The sequence below is a fragment of the Streptomyces sp. NPDC004065 genome, from assembly GCF_044903565.1.
Lineage (GTDB): Bacteria > Actinomycetota > Actinomycetes > Streptomycetales > Streptomycetaceae > Streptomyces.
On the sequence record NZ_JBJDQT010000035.1, the window covers coordinates 18,567 to 35,707 of the forward strand.

General features: G+C 70.4%; 12 protein-coding genes. 10 read left to right on the forward strand and 2 right to left on the reverse strand.

Features of this window, described 5'->3' with window-relative positions; translation table 11 throughout:
- Positions 1-15 precede the first annotated feature (15 nt).
- From ACI2LW_RS29270 to ACI2LW_RS29305, 8 genes are all read left to right on the forward strand, one after another.
- Complete coding sequence (locus ACI2LW_RS29270) at positions 16-951, forward strand: carbohydrate ABC transporter permease (RefSeq protein ID WP_404734249.1); 936 nt, start codon at positions 16-18, stop codon at positions 949-951.
- A 15-nt stretch (positions 952-966) separates the two neighbouring features.
- The gene (locus ACI2LW_RS29275) at positions 967-1,902 is read left to right on the forward strand and encodes a carbohydrate ABC transporter permease (protein WP_404734250.1); all 936 of its coding nucleotides are present in this window, start codon (positions 967-969) and stop codon (positions 1,900-1,902) included.
- Positions 1,903-2,238: 336 nt separating this feature from the next.
- A complete protein-coding gene (locus ACI2LW_RS29280; RefSeq protein WP_404734251.1) occupies positions 2,239-3,438 on the forward strand; it encodes an ROK family protein in 1,200 nt (399 codons plus the stop codon).
- 134 nt (positions 3,439-3,572) lie between these two features.
- On the forward strand, positions 3,573-4,673 hold the full coding sequence (locus tag ACI2LW_RS29285) for a substrate-binding domain-containing protein (RefSeq protein ID WP_404734297.1): 1,101 nt from the start codon (positions 3,573-3,575) through the stop codon (positions 4,671-4,673).
- Positions 4,674-4,860: 187 nt separating this feature from the next.
- On the forward strand, positions 4,861-5,652 hold the full coding sequence (locus ACI2LW_RS29290; RefSeq protein ID WP_404734252.1) for an ATP-binding cassette domain-containing protein: 792 nt from the start codon (positions 4,861-4,863) through the stop codon (positions 5,650-5,652).
- Positions 5,649-6,938 (forward strand): sugar ABC transporter permease, encoded by a 1,290-nt coding sequence (locus tag ACI2LW_RS29295; RefSeq protein WP_404734253.1) that lies wholly within the window; start codon positions 5,649-5,651, stop codon positions 6,936-6,938. Before ACI2LW_RS29290 ends, ACI2LW_RS29295 begins: the two co-directional genes overlap by 4 nt.
- A 195-nt stretch (positions 6,939-7,133) precedes the next feature.
- A complete protein-coding gene (gene dxs, locus ACI2LW_RS29300) occupies positions 7,134-9,095 on the forward strand; it encodes a 1-deoxy-D-xylulose-5-phosphate synthase (RefSeq protein WP_404734254.1) in 1,962 nt (653 codons plus the stop codon).
- Positions 9,096-9,258: 163 nt separating this feature from the next.
- The gene (locus ACI2LW_RS29305) at positions 9,259-10,758 is read left to right on the forward strand and encodes an amino acid permease (protein ID WP_404734255.1); all 1,500 of its coding nucleotides are present in this window, start codon (positions 9,259-9,261) and stop codon (positions 10,756-10,758) included.
- Between the two features lie 1,003 nt (positions 10,759-11,761).
- Here ACI2LW_RS29305 and ACI2LW_RS29310 read toward each other — a convergent pair.
- Positions 11,762-12,130 (reverse strand): NTP pyrophosphohydrolase, encoded by a 369-nt coding sequence (locus ACI2LW_RS29310; protein WP_404734256.1) that lies wholly within the window; start codon positions 12,128-12,130, stop codon positions 11,762-11,764.
- Between the two features lie 251 nt (positions 12,131-12,381).
- A complete protein-coding gene (locus tag ACI2LW_RS29315; protein WP_404734257.1) occupies positions 12,382-13,485 on the reverse strand; it encodes an LCP family protein in 1,104 nt (367 codons plus the stop codon).
- Between the two features lie 340 nt (positions 13,486-13,825).
- Here ACI2LW_RS29315 and ACI2LW_RS29320 point away from each other — a divergent pair, with 340 nt between their 5' ends.
- Positions 13,826-14,956, forward strand: a complete 1,131-nt coding sequence (locus ACI2LW_RS29320; protein ID WP_404734258.1) for a hypothetical protein — start codon at positions 13,826-13,828, stop codon at positions 14,954-14,956.
- Positions 14,957-15,269: 313 nt separating this feature from the next.
- Positions 15,270-17,096, forward strand: coding sequence for a stealth family protein (locus ACI2LW_RS29325; protein WP_404734259.1), 1,827 nt, complete (start codon positions 15,270-15,272; stop codon positions 17,094-17,096).
- Positions 17,097-17,141 lie beyond the last annotated feature (45 nt).

Here is a 17,141-nt window from a genome sequence, read left to right on the forward strand (position 1 = left end):
CAGGAGCAGGACGCCATGCGCAAAGGGCAGTACCGGTTCGTCGCGGGATTCCTCCTCGTTCCCGTGGCGCTTTATCTGATCTTCGTGATCTGGCCGTACATCCAGACGTTCGGCTATTCGCTGACCGACTGGAAGGGCCAGTCCCAGACCTTCACCTTCATCGGCCTGGACAATTACCGGGCACTGTTCGACGACGACGTCTTCCTGCAGGCCATCTGGCACAACATCCTGTTCCTGGTGTTCATCCCGGTGATCACCATTCTGCTCGCCCTGTTCTTCGCCTTCATGGTGAACGCGGGCGGGCGCAGCAGGGCCGGCGGCGTCCAGGGAGTCGCCGGATCGAAGTTCTACAAGGTCGTCTACTTCTTCCCGCAGGTGCTCTCGCTGGCGATTCTCGCGGTGCTCTTCAACGCCGTGTACCGCAGCGACGGCGGCGGCCTGCTGAACGGTTTCCTGATCAAGATCGGGCTGGTCGACGCGAACAACCCGGTGGAATGGCTCAACGAGCCCAACATCGTGCTGTGGGCGCTGATGCTGGTCGTGGTCTGGCACGGCGTCGGCTTCTACCTGGTGCTGTTCTCGGCCGCCATGCAGTCCATCCCCCGGGACGTCTACGAGGCCGCGCTGATCGACGGCGCCGGCCGCGCCCAGTCCTTCTTCCGCATCACCCTGCCCCTGCTGTGGGACACCGTGCAGACGGCCTGGGTCTACCTGGGCATCGTCGCCATGGACATGTTCGTGCTGGTCTCCTCGATGACCCAGAACATGGGCGCCTACGGCGGCGGCCCCGACCACCACAGCGACGTGATGTCGACGGTGATGATGCGCAACTTCCTGTACTTCGGCAAGAGCGGCTACGCCTGCGCGATGGGCGTGATCATGCTGCTGCTCACCCTGATCCTGTCCGTGGTCACGCTGCGCGCCACCCGCCGCGAGCGCATCGAGTTCTGAGCGGGAGAGACGACGATGAGCGCACCCCTCAAGGAGACCGCCCCCGCCGGGGGACCCGCCCCGGCCGGACGGACGGTGGGCAAGGCCCCCGCACGTCCCGGGGACACCCGCAGCGAAGGCGTGGTCCTCAACGTCTTCTCGCACGGCTTCCTCGCGCTGTGGGCCCTGCTGATCGTGCTGCCGCTGCTGTGGCTGGTGATCAGCTCCTTCAAGACCGACGCCCAGATCGGTGGGTCGGCCTTCGGCTGGCCGCACAACTGGTCCCTGGACGTGTTCGGCCGCGCCTGGGACAAGGGCATCGGCGACTACTTCCTGAACACCGTGATCGTCCTGGTGTTCTCCGTCCCGCTGACCATGCTGTTCGGCTCCATGGCCGCGTACGTGCTGGCCCGCTACCGCTTCTGGGGCAACCGGCTGCTGTACTACTTCTTCGTCGCGGGCGCGATGTTCCCGGTGTTCCTGGCGCTGGTCCCGCTGTTCTTCATGGTCAAGCGCCTGGACATGCTGAACACCTACCAGGGTCTGGTCCTGGTCTACATCGCCTACTCGATGCCGTTCACGGTGTTCTTCATGCACGCCTTCTTCCGGACCCTGCCCACGGCGGTCTTCGAGGCGGCGATCCTCGACGGCGCCTCGCACACCCGGACGTTCTTCCAGGTCATGCTGCCGATGGCCAAGCCGGGCCTGATCAGCGTGGGGATCTTCAACACACTGGGGCAGTGGAACCAGTTCATCCTGCCCACCGTGCTGATGCAGCCGCAGAGCGGCGACGACCCCGAGCGCTATCTGCTCACCCAGGGGCTGATCCAGCTCCAGCAGCAGCAGGGGTACGCCTCCGACCTGCCCGTTCTCTTCGCCGGCGTGACGATCGCGATGATCCCCATGCTGGTGGTGTACCTGTCCTTCCAGCGCCAGGTGCAGGCGGGCCTGACCTCGGCGACGCTGAAGTGACGAGCTGAGGCGACGCGCCCACGGACCGTCCGGCGGACCTGCCGGACCCGCGCCGCTCCCGGGCTTGGCGGGAGCGGCGCGGGTGTGTGTGCGGGGCGTCGCGTACGGCCCGTGCGGAGGGCACGCCGGGGCGCGAGGGCGCAGGCGCGGACAGGGTGGGAGCGGGAGCGGACGCGCGCCGTACACGTGTACAGGGCACGGGTTCGTATATGTGTCCAAGGACCCGGATACGGTTCAACCTCTTGACGGGAGGCGACCCGAACGGCTCAGCTTAGAGTTCACTAGTTGGACATGGACGGGGCCTCGCCGAAGCGGCCCCGCGCTCAGGAGGTCGTCGTGGAGACTCCAGGGTCGCAGTCGTCGCTGCACCGGGCAAACCTGGAGCGGGTCGTACGTGCCGTGCGCCTGGCCGGATCCCTCACCCAGGCGGAGATCGCGAGGGCCACCGGCCTGTCCGCGGCGACGGTCTCCAATATCGTGCGAGAACTGAAGGACGGCGGAACAGTCCAGGTCACCCCCACTTCCGCGGGTGGCCGCAGGGCGCGCAGCGTGTCCCTGAGCGGAGACGCCGGCATCGTGATCGGGGTCGATTTCGGCCATACGCATTTGCGGGTCGCGATCGGGAACCTCGCCCACCAGGTGCTCGCCGAGGAGTCCGAGCCGCTGGATGTGGACGCCTCCTCGACGCAGGGCTTCGACCGGGCGGAACAGCTGGTCAACCGGCTGATCGCGGCCACCGGGGTGGATCCGTCCAAGGTCGCCGGGGTGGGTCTGGGCGTGCCCGGCCCGATCGACGTCGAGTCCGGCACGCTGGGCTCCACGGCCATCCTGCCGGGCTGGACCGGCATCAAGCCCGCCGAGGAGCTGCGGGGGCGGCTCGGCGTGCCGGTGCACGTGGACAACGACGCCAACCTCGGCGCCCTCGGCGAGCTGGTCTGGGGCAGTGGCCGGGGCGTGCGCGACCTGGCGTACATCAAGATCGCCAGTGGTGTCGGCGCCGGTCTGGTCATCGACGGCAAGATCTACCGGGGACCCGGCGGCACAGCAGGAGAAATCGGGCATATTACACTCGATGAGTCCGGCCCGGTCTGCCGGTGCGGCAACCGGGGGTGCCTGGAGACCTTCACGGCCGCACGGTACGTGCTGCCGCTGCTCCAGCCCAGTCATGGCACCGATCTGACCATGGAGGGCGTCGTACGGCTGGCCAGGGACGGTGACCCGGGCTGTCGTCGGGTGATCGCCGACGTCGGCCGCCACGTCGGCAGTGGAGTCGCCAATCTCTGCAATCTCCTCAACCCCAGCAGGGTGGTCCTCGGCGGTGATCTCGCGGAGGCCGGTGAGCTGGTGCTCGGGCCCATCAGGGAGTCCGTGGGCCGCTACGCCATCCCCAGCGCGGCGCGGCAGTTGTCCGTCCTCCCGGGGGCGCTCGGGGGCCGTGCGGAGGTGCTGGGGGCGCTCGCCCTGGCGCTCAGCGAGATGGGCGATTCGACCCTTTTGGACGGCACCCTCGCCATGGCCGCCCCCGCCTTCACTTAGAGAACGGATGGCACCGTTGCCATCTCGTTAAGGATTTACTTCTTGACGTCGCACGTGTGGCCGAGTTGACTTCCAGCCACCTCGGCCGCAACGACGCGGCCTCGTCAGGGAGGTTTAGAGAAGTGAACACGCGTATGCGTCGCGCGGCCGTCGCCGTTGCTGCTGGTGCCATGGCCGTCTCGCTCGCTGCCTGTGGCAGCGCCAAGGAGTCGAGTGGCGGCTCCTCCAACTCCTCCGGTGGGGAGAAGAAGGGCGACGCCATCACCGTCGGCCTGCTGCTGCCGGAGAACCAGACCGCTCGCTACGAGAAGTTCGACCGCCCGCTGATCGAGAAGAAGATCAAGGAGCTGACGAACAACAAGGGCAAGGTCGTCTACGCCAACGCCAAGCAGGACGCCACCCAGCAGAACCAGCAGGTCGAGACGATGATCACCAACAAGGTGGACGTCCTCATCGTCGACGCCGTGGACGCCGCCGCCATCAAGAACTCGGTGCAGAAGGCCAAGGACGCCAACATCCCGGTCGTCGCCTACGACCGGCTCGCGCAGGGCCCGATCGACGCCTACACCTCGTTCGACAACGTGACCGTCGGCAAGACGCAGGGCGAGGCCCTGCTCAAGGCCCTGGGCTCCAAGGCCAAGTCCGGCAAGATCGTCATGATGAACGGCTCCTCGACGGACCCGAACGCCGCGCAGTTCAAGCAGGGCGCGCACGCCGTGCTCGACGGCAAGGTGAACGTCGGCAAGGAGTACGACACCAAGGAGTGGAAGCCGGAGAACGCCAACTCCAACATGGAGGGCGCGATCTCCGCGATCGGCAAGAAGAACATCGTCGGCGTCTACTCCGCCAACGACGGCATGGCCGGCGGCATCATCACCGCCCTCAAGGCCGCCGGCATCAAGGTCCCGGTCACCGGCCAGGACGCCGAGCTCGCGGGTGTGCAGCGCATCGTCGCCGGTGAGCAGTACATGAGCGTCTACAAGCCGTACGCCCCCGAGGCCGACGCCGCCGCCGAGATGGCCGTCGCGCTCGCCCAGGGCAAGTCGCTCGACTCCGTGGCCAAGGACAAGGTCGACAGCCCCACCACCAAGGGCGTTCCCTCGGTGCTGGTGCCGGTCACCTCGCTGACCAAGGAGAACATCAAGGACACCGTCGTCAAGGACGGCGTCTACACCGTCGACGAGATCTGCACCGGCCAGTACAAGGCCGCCTGCGACAAGATCGGTCTGAAGTAATCGACGGTCAGCGCCTTTCCGGCCAGGGGAGTTCACGGTTGAATTCCCCTGGCGGGAAGCCCCAGGCGCCCTAGGCTCCTCCGGCGCCCCGCGTATCAGACAGCCCCGCAAGCTCGTGGCGGGGCGCCGGACGGAACATCCCCCAAACTCTCTGCACAACCTCCCGCCGGGTCAGGCGGCGAAGGAGATGGTTCACGTGTCCGCTACGCCCGTGCTGGCGTTGCGCGGGGTCTCCAAGCGGTTCGGTGCCGTCCAGGCGCTCACCGACGTAGAGCTTGAGGTCCACGCCGGTGAGGTGGTCGCCCTGGTCGGCGACAACGGCGCCGGAAAGTCCACGCTGGTCAAGACGATCGCCGGCGTGCACCCCATCGATGAGGGCGTCATCGAATGGGAAGGCAAGGCCGTCCAGGTCAACAAGCCGCACGACGCCCAGAACCTGGGCATCGCGACGGTGTACCAGGACCTCGCGCTGTGCGACAACATCGACGTCGTCGGCAACCTCTACCTGGGCCGGGAGATCCGCCGTCGCGGCGTCCTGGACGAGGTGGAGATGGAGCGGCGCTCGCGTGAGCTGCTGGACCAGCTGTCGATCCGCATTCCCAGCGTCCGTATCCCGATCGCCTCGCTCTCCGGCGGTCAGCGCCAGACCGTGGCCATCGCCCGTTCCATGCTCGGCGAGCCCAAGCTGGTGATCCTCGACGAGCCGACCGCCGCACTGGGCGTCGAGCAGACCGCCCAGGTCCTCGACCTGGTCGAGCGGCTGCGGGAGCGCGGCCACGCCGTGATCCTCATCAGCCACAACATGGCCGACGTCAAGGCCGTGGCCGACAAGGTGGCCGTGCTGCGCCTGGGCCGCAACAACGGCGTCTTCGAGGTCAAGTCGACCTCGCAGGAAGAGATCATCTCCGCCATCACCGGCGCCACGGACAACGCCGTGACCCGTCGTGCGGCGCGCACCAATGGGGAGATCAAGAAGTGAGCATCGACAAGACCTCCACGCCCCCCGACAACGTCGTGGAGAACCCCGAGGCGGCCCGCGGCTCCGACGTCGCCGTCGACCCCCGGCTGCTGGTGCGCGAACAGGGCTTCGCGGGCTACATCTCCGAGTTCAAGCGCAAGATCAAGGCCGGTGACCTGGGCTCCCTCCCGGTCGTGGTGGGCCTGGTGGTCATCTGGGTCATCTTCCAGAGCCTGAACTCCAACTTCCTCACCGCCGGCAACCTGTCCGACATCTCCGTCGCCATGGTCGGCACGGGCATGATCGCCGTCGGTATCGTGTTCGTCCTGCTGCTCGGCGAGATCGACCTGTCGGTCGGTTCCCTCTCCGGTGTCGCGGGCGCCACCTTCGCCGTACTGAACATCACCCACGGCATGAACGAGGTGCTGGCCTTTGTGCTGGCCATCCTCACCGGCACGGTCGCCGGCGCCATCCAGGGCTTCTTCTTCGCGAAGATCGGTGTGCCGGCGTTCGCCGTCACCCTGGCCGGTCTGCTGTTCTGGAACGGCTTCATGCTGAAGATCCTCGGCGACAACGGCACGATCAACCTCAACAGCGACGGCCTGGTCGCCAAGCTGACCAGCTACTACTTCTCCGACGTGGCCGCGGCCTACGGGCTGGCCGCCGTGGTGACCGTGGTGTACTTCCTCAGCGCCTACTTCGGCAACCGGCGCCGTGAGGCCGCCGGCGTGCCGTCCAAGCCGCTGAGCGAAACCGTCCTGCGCACCGTGCTGCTGGCGGTCGTCTCCTTCGCCGTGGCGATCGTCTACAACCAGTACAAGGGTCTGCCGCTGGCCGTGGTGATCTTCGTCGCCGTCCTGGTGGTCACGGACTTCGTGCTCCGCCGCACCTCCTACGGCCGCAAGGTCTTCGCCCTCGGCGGCAGCGTCGAGGCCTCCCGCCGTGCCGGTATCAACGTGGACCTGGTCCGGATCTCGGTCTTCTCGATCTCCGGTACGTTCGCCGCGATCGGCGGCCTGTTCATCGCCTCCAAGATCGCCTCCGCCAACCAGGGCGCAGGCGGCGGTGACCTGCTGATGAACGCCATCGCGGCGGCCGTCATCGGCGGTACGTCCCTGTTCGGCGGCCGCGGCCGCACCTGGAACGCGCTCCTCGGCGTGCTCGTGATCGTCTCGATCCAGTACGGCCTCGCCCTGGAGGGCATCGCCTCCCCGGTGCAGTACATGATCACCGGTGGCGTCCTGCTGGCGACCGTCGTCATCGACGCGGTCACCCGCAAGACCCAGAAGACGGCGGGCCGCGCCTAGCACCGACCCCCGCACGCACGACCGTGCCCGGCACCCTCGCGGTGCCGGGCACGGTCGTGCCGTGAACGGGCCCGGCCGGGGTGCGGCCGTTCGCGTGACCCGCGAGGCACCGCCCGCGCACCGGCCGTCAGACCGGAACATTAGACTCGTCTGGCCCGTCGAAAGCTCGATCAGCTCTACTGCAAGGAGGCACGGGTGCCGCTGCTGACCCGCATCAGGGGACCGCGCGATCTGGACCGGCTCAGCCTGGAGGAGCTGGACCAGCTGGCGGAGGAGATCCGGACCTTCCTCGTCGAGGCGGTCTCCAAGACCGGCGGCCACCTCGGCCCCAACCTCGGTGTGGTGGAGCTGACCATCGCCCTGCACCGGGTCTTCGACTCGCCCAGGGACAAGATCCTGTGGGACACCGGACACCAGTCCTATGTGCACAAGCTCCTGACCGGCCGGCAGGACTTCTCCCGGCTGAAGATGAAGGGCGGCCTGTCCGGCTACCCGTCCCAGGCCGAGTCCGAGCACGACGTCATCGAGAACAGCCACGCCTCCACCGTGCTCGGCTGGGCGGACGGCATCGCCAAGGCCAACCAGCTGCTGAAGCGGGACAGCCACGTCGCCGCGGTCATCGGCGACGGCGCCCTGACCGGCGGCATGGCCTGGGAAGCGCTGAACAACATCGCCGACGCCAAGGACCGCCCCCTGGTCATCGTCGTCAACGACAACGAGCGCTCCTACGCGCCCACCATCGGCGGCCTGGCCAACCACCTCGCGACCCTGCGCACCACCGACGGCTACGAGCGCTTCCTGGCCCGCACCCGCGAGGTCCTCGAGCGCACCCCGGTCGTCGGCCGGCCGCTCTACGAGACCCTGCACGGCGCCAAGAAGGGCCTGAAGGACTTCATCGCCCCGCAGGGCATGTTCGAGGACCTGGGCCTGAAGTACGTCGGCCCCATCGACGGCCACGACATCGAGGCCCTGGAGTCCGCGCTGGCCCGCGCCAAGCGCTTCGGCGGCCCGGTGATCGTGCACTGCCTCACCGAGAAGGGCCGCGGCTACCAGCCCGCCCTCCAGGACGAGGCCGACCGCTTCCACGCCGTGGGCAAGATCCACCCCGACACCGGGCTGCCCATCGCCTCCTCCGGCGCCGACTGGACGAGCGTCTTCGGCGACGAGATGGTCAAGCTCGGCAAGGAGCGCAAGGACATCGTCGCCATCACGGCCGCGATGCTCCAGCCGGTCGGCCTGGACAAGTTCGCCAAGGCCTTCCCCGACCGGGTCTACGACGTCGGCATCGCCGAGCAGCACGGCGCCGTCTCCGCCGCCGGCCTCGCCCACGCCGGTGTGCACCCCGTCTTCGCCGTCTACGCCACCTTCCTCAACCGCGCCTTCGACCAGGTGCTGATGGACGTGGCCCTGCACAAGTGCGGCGTCACCTTCGTCCTGGACCGGGCCGGCGTCACCGGCACCGACGGCGCCTCCCACAACGGCATGTGGGACATGTCGATCCTCCAGGTCGTCCCCGGACTGCGGCTGGCCGCCCCGCGCGACGCCGACCAGGTGCGCGCCCAGCTGCGCGAGGCCGTCGAGGTCGACGACGCCCCGACCGTGGTCCGCTTCTCCAAGGGCGCGGTCGGCCCCGCCGTACCCGCCGTGGGACGCGTCGGCGGCATGGACGTACTGCGCGAGCCCGGCACCGACCGCCCGGACGTGCTGCTGGTCTCCGTCGGCGCGCTCGCGCCCATGTGCCTGGAGGTCGCCGGCCTGCTGGACAAGCAGGGCATCTCCACCACCGTCGTGGACCCGCGCTGGGTCAAGCCCGTCGACGAGGCCATGGCCCCGCTCGCCGAGCGGCACCGGGTCGTCGTCACCGTCGAGGACAACTCACGCGTGGGCGGCGTCGGCTCGGCCGTCGCCCAGGCGCTCAGGGACGCCGGCGTCGACGTACCGCTGCGCGACTTCGGCATCCCGCCCCGCTTCCTCGACCACGCCTCCCGCGCCGAGGTCATGGCGGAGATCGGGCTGACCGCACCGGACATCGCCCGCCAGGTCACCGGCCTCGTCTCCCAGCTCGACGGCTCGCTCCACTCCCGGCTGCGCCCGGGCGGGACCGCCGCGGAGCGCACGGCCGACGAGGTCGACTCGGTGCAGCCCGCACGCGACTGAGGCGCCCCCGCACCGGGGAACCCATTGGGCCGGTTCCGCCCCCTCCACAGGTGGCGGAACCGGCCCGGCTGCGTGAACCTGCCAGTGCCGGGGCATACGCATCCCCAGCCCTCTCGATCATGTCGAGCCATGAACGAGGACGACAAGCAGGGGAGGTAGGGCCGTGAGCAGCACGCTCTTCAGGACGAAGAACATCGAGCAGTCCATCCGGGACACCGAGGAGCCGGAGCACGCTCTTCGAAAGTCCCTGTCCGCTCTGGACCTGACGGTCTTCGGCGTCGGCGTCATCATCGGCACCGGCATCTTCGTCCTGACCGGCACGGCGGCGAAGAACAACGCCGGCCCCGCGGTGTCCCTGTCGTTCGTCGTGGCCGGTGTGGTCTGCGCACTCGCCGCGCTCTGCTACGCCGAGTTCGCCTCCACCGTCCCGGTCGCCGGTTCGGCGTACACCTTCTCCTACTCCTCGCTCGGCGAGTTCCCCGCCTGGATCATCGGCTGGGACCTGGTGCTGGAACTGGCGCTCGGCACGGCGGTGGTCGCCGTCGGCTGGTCCGGCTACATCCACTCGCTGCTGGACAACGCGGGCTGGCATCTGCCCGAGTACCTCAGCGGCCGTGACGCCGCCTCCGGCTTCGGCTTCGACATCCTCGCCGCCGCGCTCGTCCTCGTCCTCACCGCCATCCTCGTCGTCGGCATGAAGCTCTCGGCCCGGGTCACCTCCATCGTCGTCGCCATCAAGGTGGCCGTGGTCCTCGTCGTGATCATCGCGGGCGCCTTCTTCGTCGACGGCGCCAACTACGACCCGTTCGTCCCGAAGGCGCAGGCCGAGGAGGCGGGCGGCAACCTCAAGGCGCCCCTCATCCAGCTCATGTTCGGCTGGGCGCCGTCCAACTTCGGCGTGATGGGCATCTTCACCGCCGCCTCCGTCGTCTTCTTCGCCTTCATCGGCTTCGACGTGGTGGCCACCGCGGCCGAGGAGACCCGCAACCCGCAGCGCGACGTCCCGCGCGGCATCCTCGGCTCCCTCGTCATCTGCACCGCCCTGTACGTCGCCGTCTCCATCGTCGTGACCGGCATGCAGAAGTACAGCGCGCTGTCGGTGGACGCCCCGCTCGCCGACGCCTTCAAGGCCACCGGCCACCCGTGGTTCGCGGGCCTGATCAGCTTCGGCGCCGCGATCGGCCTGACCACCGTGTGCATGATCCTGCTGCTCGGCCAGGCCCGGGTCTTCTTCGCGATGAGCCGCGACGGCCTGCTGCCCCGCTTCTTCTCGCACACCCACCCGCGCTTCCGCACGCCCTACCGGCCGACGATCCTGCTCGGCGTGGTCATCGCCGTCGTGGCGGGCTTCACCAGCCTGAGCGAGCTGGCCGAGCTGGTGAACATCGGCACGCTCTTCGCCTTCATCGTCGTCGCGATCAGCGTGATCATCCTCCGCAGGACCCGCCCGGACCTGCACCGCTCCTTCCGCACCCCCCTGGTGCCGCTGGTGCCGGTCCTCTCCGTCCTCGCCTCGCTGTGGCTGATGCTCAACCTGCCCGCCGAGACCTGGCTGCGGTTCGCCATCTGGATGGCGATCGGCTTCGTCGTCTACTTCGTCTACAGCCGCTCCCACAGCCGCCTGGCCCAGCCGGAACAGGCGGCGAAGCACCTGAGCGCCTGAACCTGAGCGGCGGGCGTGCCGGCCCCGAGCGGGGGTGGGGCGGGCGCGCCGTTTCGAGTGCCGTCCGGCGGGCGCGCCGGCCCCGCCCGAGCGGGGTGTGGCGGGCGCGCCGTTTCGAGTGCCGTCCGGCGGGCGCGCCGTCGCGGGTTCCGAGGCGGGCGGGCGCCCGCCTCTCGTGTCGCGCCGGGGCGCGGGTGTGCCGGGGAGCGTCGCCCGGCGCGGGTGCGCCGCTGACCGTCCCACCGGCGCCCTGGCGCCGCGGGCGGCCCCGCATCGGCAGGCGGGTACGGCGGGTCGCGCTCGGGGCGCGGGGTGGCGCGGACCGTCGCGGCGGCGGCCTCGCGCCGCGCGGGCGGCCGCGGCGCTGTGCGTGCCGCTGCGGAGGGCCGCACGGCGCGGGCGTGCGCGGACTGTAGCCCCGGCCCGGGTGCGCGCCGCGGGCGACCGCATCACGCGCGGGGCGCGACGGCTACGACCGCCCCGGTGCAGGCCCGACGCGCCCCCGGCCGGGGGGAGCAGGGCGCGTGAGACGGGCGCCGTGAGCGCGGTCTGGCGGGCGCGGCGGTGGCGTCCGCCCGTTGGATCGCGCCCAGGCGCGGCGGGTACGGCCGCACCGGTGTGCACTCGGCCGTCGCGTCACCAAGGCGCGGTGCGCCATGGACCGTGGCGCCTGGGGCCTATGGGCCGTGAGCCTGTCGTACCGGCGCGCGTGTCGCCGTCGGTCGCACCAGGGCGTGCGGGTGCGGCGGCCGCACCGGTGTGGTGCGCCGTGACGGGCGTACCGGAACGCCCGCGCGGCGCGGACTGTCGCTGCGGTGTGCGCTGCCATAGGTCGGCGCGGCGGCGCGGGTGCGCCATGGGCTGTCGTACCGGCGCGGGTGTGCCGCGGCTGGCGTTCCGGGGCGCCCTGCGCCGCGTGGGCGCGTCAGTGGCGCAGGGCACCGCGGGCGTGCTCGTGCGGCGAGTGTGGCCGCGGCGGTGTGCGGGCGTCGCGTCCGCGGCCTCAGGGGCGTACCGCGCGGGGGCCGGTGACGTCCGCTCCGTGGGCCGTGACCCGGCGGCGCAGTTCGCGGTCGGCGGTGACGACCAGGACGGGGCGGGCGCCGGCCGCCTGCCGGACCAGTTCGACGATGTGGTCGTCGCCGCTGCCGGGCGCCGACTCCACCCGTACCCCCGGCACCGATTCCACCCCGCGGGCCGCGCCTTCCACGACCAGGACGACCTCCAGCGGCCCGGGACACCCGGGCACTCCCGACTCCGCGTAGGCCACCAGCCGGTCCCGCAGCCGTTCCGCGGCCGCGCGCCGGTCGCGCCACCACCCGTCGGGCACGGACCCGACGACGTTCGCGCCGTCCACGACGAGCAGGGGCATGGCCGGCGACGTGTGCCGGTCTTGCCCCCTGTGCTCAGGTTCGCCCTTCTCCACCTGCCCAGCTTCCCACGGCCGTGCGCCTTCCGCGGCCGGTGCGGGGCCCGGCGCCCGTCGACCGCCGACCACGGCAGGGGCCGGAGGCGGCGGACAGTGGCCGTACCCGCAACGCATCGTCGGCGGGGGCGCCGACCCCGTGGCGGTCGGCGCCCCGTGGGCGGGTCAACCGCCGCACCGCGCCCATGGGGCGTCGCTCAGGAAGTCCCGCCGTGGGCCGGGGACTTCTTCGCCGACTCGGGGATGGCCGAGTCGGTGCGGATCGCCTTCCACAGCTGGGTCGCCTGGGGCTCGGCGGCCACCACGCGGTTCGGGTCCACCTTGTCGTAGGCCACCGGCAGCATGACGGTTTCCATGTTCGCGGGGTCGACGCCGTTCAGGCTGCGGCCGAACTCCGCCAGCTTGGTGAGCGAGGCGAGTTCGGAGTCCGTGGTGAGCGCGGCGGTCAGCTTGTCGGCGATCTTGTACGCCTTGGTCGGGCTGCCCAGCAGGTCCTGCTTCTTGATCTCGCTCAGCAGGTCGAGCATGAACTGCTGCTGCAGGCCGATGCGTCCGAGGTCGCTGCCGTCGCCGATGCCGTGCCGGGTGCGGACGAACTGCAGGGACTGCGTGCCGTCCAGCCGGTGCGGGCCCGCCGAGAGGTTGAAGCCGCTGGACTTGTCGTGGATGTCCTGCGGCACGTCGACGGTCACCCCGCCGATGGCGTCCACCAGCCCCTTGAAGCCGGCGAAGTCTATTTCGACGTAGTGGTCCATGCGGACCCCGGAGATCTGCTCCACCGTCTTGACCACACAGGCCGGACCGACCTGCGAGTAGATGGAGTTGAACATCACACGCTTCGCGGAGGGCACCGTGGAGCCGTCCGACTTCCTGCACTCGGGCCGGGTCACCAGGGTGTCGCGCGGGATGCTGACCGCGACGGCCTTGGTGCGGCCCTCGGGTATGTGCATCACCAGCGCGGTGTCCGAGCGGGCGCCGGAGACCTTGCCGGCGTCCAGTGCGGCGTTGGCCCCGGCCCGGGAGTCGGACCCCAGGATCAGCACGTTCTGCCCCGAAGTGGGAAGTTTCTCCGGGCGGTCGTCGCCGATGGCCCGGTCGATGTCGACTCCCTTGATGTTGCCGTCGAGACCGCTGTAGAGCCAGTAGGCGGTGCCGCCGAGCGCGAGCACGACAACGAGCAGCGAGAGGAGCACGATCCGGCCGGTGCGTCGCTTCTTCTTCGGTTTTCGCGCTCTGCGGTCGCCGCGCTCGGGCGGGGAGTCAGGAGCAGGCGGCACAGGGGTGCTCAAGTCGTGGCTCACGGGGTCCTCGCAACTCGTGCCCAAAGGGGCATGGGCAGCAGGCCGCTCCCGTGAGGGGCCGGGTCGGTGCTGCTCGGCTGACATTTGGTTGGTATCGAAACTATAGACATGTACTCGAGCACATGTATGAGTGATGTGCCCCGTTCTTCTCCTTGGGGAGGGTGGTGAACGGGCCCGTCCGCGGGGCTCGGTTCGCTTGCGCGGGTCCTTGTCCGCGGGGGTGACCGGAGGCCTCCCGGCCCGGGCGGCCCCAGGGGACGCTTGTTCGGTCGTGCATATGATGTGGCGATTTCTGGAGTCATTCGAGGGCGACGGGCCTGGGGTGGGAAGGGCGGCACACATGCGCGGCAGAGGTGCGCAGGCCGTGGACCGGCGGACCCGCGCCGGTGCCGAGGCCGGGGGCGGGCCCCGGCGGGCGGCCGTGACGGCGGTGGCCACCGGGACCTGGCTGCTGCGCGGGAACGACGGCCGCCTCGCCGTGTACGCGCTCGTGGAGGGCGGCGTGCACCGCTGGACGGAGAGCGCGGTCGGCAGCGGACTGTGGAGCGGGCCGGACTTCTTCCCCGCCGAGGGGCTGACCGGCCTCGCCGTCGCCCAAGGGGCCAATCGCTACGTGCACTTCCTCGGGCGCCGGGAGAGGCGGCCGGCGCAGGGCGCGCCCCAGGTCGACCTGGTCTACGCCGTGCAGTACCAGTCGGGCCGGACGCTGGGGGAGTGGCGTTCGCTGGGCAACCCGTACCGCGACCCGAAGGAGGCCGCGACACTCGGCGTGCCCGCCGCCGCCGTCGATGGGCAGGGCACGGTCTACGTCTTCGTCTCCGGCGGCCCCGGCGGGGTCATGCTCCGGCGTGAGTCCAGGAGCGGGGCGTGGGAGGCCTGGCAGGACCTGCGCGGCGGTGCGGTCGCGGGCGGGCCGGCGGCCGCGGCCAACTCCGCCGGCCTGGTGGAACTCCTCGCACCGGGGAACCGGTCGGTCATGCGCTGGGTGCAGACCGGGCCCGGGGAAGTCCTGCGCCGGGCGCAGGACCTGACGCCCGCTCCGGCACCCGGCTCGGCGGCGCTGCTCGAAACCGCTCCCGGGGTGTTCACCGCGTACTGGTCCGAGCAGAGCGGCACGGGCGTCCATGTGCAGCGGCCCGGCGAGTGGTCCTTCCCCGCCGGAGGGGCTCCGGGGGAGGGGCCCCACGCCGCGCTCCGTGCCACCATCGACGGCTACGACTGCACGCTCCTGGCCCACCGTGGGCGTACCGGGACAGCCGTGCTCGGCGTCTGCGGCACCGGCGGGGAGTCCGGCGGACTGTGGTGGACCGACACGGGGGTGCCCTGCGTCGGCACTCCGGGGCTGGCTCTGGACGGGCTGGGCCGGGTCGTCGTGGCGGCGGTCGCCCCGGACGGTTCGGTCCTGGTGAACCGGCAGCGTCCGGAACCCGGGCTCACCCTGTCCGACTGGGACCGTCTGCCGGGCGACTGAGCCGGCCCGCACCGCCGCCGCGGACCCGTGTCCGGCGGCGTGTCGCGCCCGTACACCGGAACGCGCGGGAAGTCCAGGAAGTAAAAGGTTGTACCGCTCAGTCGTGATCATAGTCACGTCCGGCAACGTGTGTACAAGCTGTCTTGACCTGGACTTTTAGCAAAGCATTATGTGAAAGTTTGATGGATTGCCGGTGTGCGGCGATCGCTGTGAGATGGGGCGATGGCCCCTTACGTCTGCTAACGCGAGCTTCGTCTTCCTCCAGGTCCCCGCAGCGGGGCCGCGCTGTCCCCGGAAGGCCGGGCCGCCGGGTATGGATGGTGGATGCCGCGTGGGTGGCTCGGGCAATCCTGAGGCCGGAGCGCTGATTTCGGCGTACCGGTCCGCGGTCCCGACCGGCGCGAGGCGGCGCATCGTGCGCGGGGTGCCGACCCCGGTCCGCAAGGCCGTGAAGTCCTCGCTCGCCGCCGCCGACTCCGTGCGCTCCGCCACGGTGGTCTGGGCGATGGGGGGCAGGCGGAAGGCGCCCCGGCACAGTACGGCCTACGTCCGGCGGGTCGTCCGCGTCGGCCGCCGCCACATGCGCGCGGTGCTGGTCGAGGGGGCGACGGAGTGGGCGGCACGCGCCCGCAACCTGCACATCGTGGTCTCCGTTCTGGAGGCGGCGGGCGTCGACTACTTCTGTGTGCGGGGCACGAGCAGCGGGCTGCCCGCCGTCGCCGTCCCCGCCGCCTCCCGGCGGCTGGTCGAGGATCTGCTCAGGCTCGCCTTCGAGGAGGCGCCCGGCTATGTGGGGCCGGCCGGCGGCGGTGAGGCCCGCATGGAGCCGGGCGACGACGAGAGGTCGTGGCGGCAGCTGCGCAAGCACAAGGTGCTGCGGGTCGCCTGGTACGTGTGCGATCCGACCCAGCAGCTGGTCTTCGGCGCGGCCGCCGGATGCGATGTCGAGGTGTGGACGGACCGGGAAGGGGAGCTGCGGGCCCCGCGTCCCAACCGCGTCATCGACGCGGTTCCGTCCGACGCCCCCCGCAAGTGGGCGCCGCAGAGTCTCTTCAGCCCCATACCCCCCGCCTACCGGACGGGGAACGCCAGGACGCTGGCCGAGTTCGCCGTGCCCCTCCCCGAGGACCACCAGTTCCCCATCGACGTCGTCTACACCTGGGTCGACGACTCGGACCCGGTCTGGCGGGCGTCGCGCGACCGCGCCCGCCAGGGGTTTCCCGCGGACCGGCTGCACGAGCAGGCGGCGAACGACTCGCGGTTCACCAGCCGGGACGAACTGCGCTACTCGCTGCGGTCGCTGCACCAGAACGCCCCCTGGGTGCGCAACATCTACCTCGTGACGGCGGGGCAGGTCCCGTCCTGGCTCCGGGCGCAGCACGCGAACCTGAGGGTGGTGGACCACCGGGAGATCTTCTCCGACCCGTCCGCTCTGCCGACGTTCAACTCGCATGCCATCGAGAGCCAGCTGCACCACATCGAGGGGCTCTCGGAGCACTTCCTCTACCTGAACGACGACGTGTTCTTCGGCCGGCCGGTGACTCCCGCCCACTTCTTCCACCCGAACGGGATCACCAAGTTCTTCACCTCGCCCGCGCTGATCCCGGGCGGCGCCGTCACCCCGGCCGACCTCCCGGTCAACGCGGCCGGCAAGAACAGCCGCTGGCTCATCGCGCAGAAGTTCGGTGTCGCCATCTCCCAGAAGATGAAGCACACACCGCACGCGCTGCGCAGGAGTGTGCTGCGGGAGATCGAGGAGTCCTTCCCGGAGCAGCACGCCGCGACCCGGCACTCGCGTTTCCGTTCCCCCGGGGACGTGCCGATCGCCTCGTCGCTGCACCACTACTTCGCCTACCACTCCGCCCGCGCCACGGTCGGTGACATCCAGTACCGGTACATCGACCTCTCGGCCGATCTCGCTGAGCGGCGCCTGAACACCCTCCTCGCCCACCGCAACATGGACACCTTCTGCCTGAACGACACGGTGGAGTCGGCGGACCCCGACGCGCAGCGCGACATGCTGGAACGTTTCCTCGGAGCGTATTTCCCGGTGCCGAGCCCTTACGAACTCCCGGAACCCGAGACCGTCCTCGAGGGGCGCGCCGCACCAGGACGGAGCATCGATGCCGCCGACCGATGACGTTCCCTTCCCCGCCGCACCGTCCGCGAGTGAGTCCCGACGCAC

Coding starts and splice junctions, on each gene's coding strand:
- ACI2LW_RS29270 (WP_404734249.1), top strand. CDS start 16: ATGCGCAAAGGGCAGTACCGGTTCGTCGCGGGATTCCTCCTCGTTCCC.
- ACI2LW_RS29275 (WP_404734250.1), top strand. CDS start 967: ATGAGCGCACCCCTCAAGGAGACCGCCCCCGCCGGGGGACCCGCCCCG.
- ACI2LW_RS29285 (WP_404734297.1), top strand. CDS start 3,573: ATGCGTCGCGCGGCCGTCGCCGTTGCTGCTGGTGCCATGGCCGTCTCG.
- ACI2LW_RS29290 (WP_404734252.1), top strand. CDS start 4,861: ATGGTTCACGTGTCCGCTACGCCCGTGCTGGCGTTGCGCGGGGTCTCC.
- ACI2LW_RS29310 (WP_404734256.1), bottom strand. CDS start 12,130: ATGCCCCTGCTCGTCGTGGACGGCGCGAACGTCGTCGGGTCCGTGCCC.
- ACI2LW_RS29320 (WP_404734258.1), top strand. CDS start 13,826: ATGCGCGGCAGAGGTGCGCAGGCCGTGGACCGGCGGACCCGCGCCGGT.
- ACI2LW_RS29325 (WP_404734259.1), top strand. CDS start 15,270: ATGGATGGTGGATGCCGCGTGGGTGGCTCGGGCAATCCTGAGGCCGGA.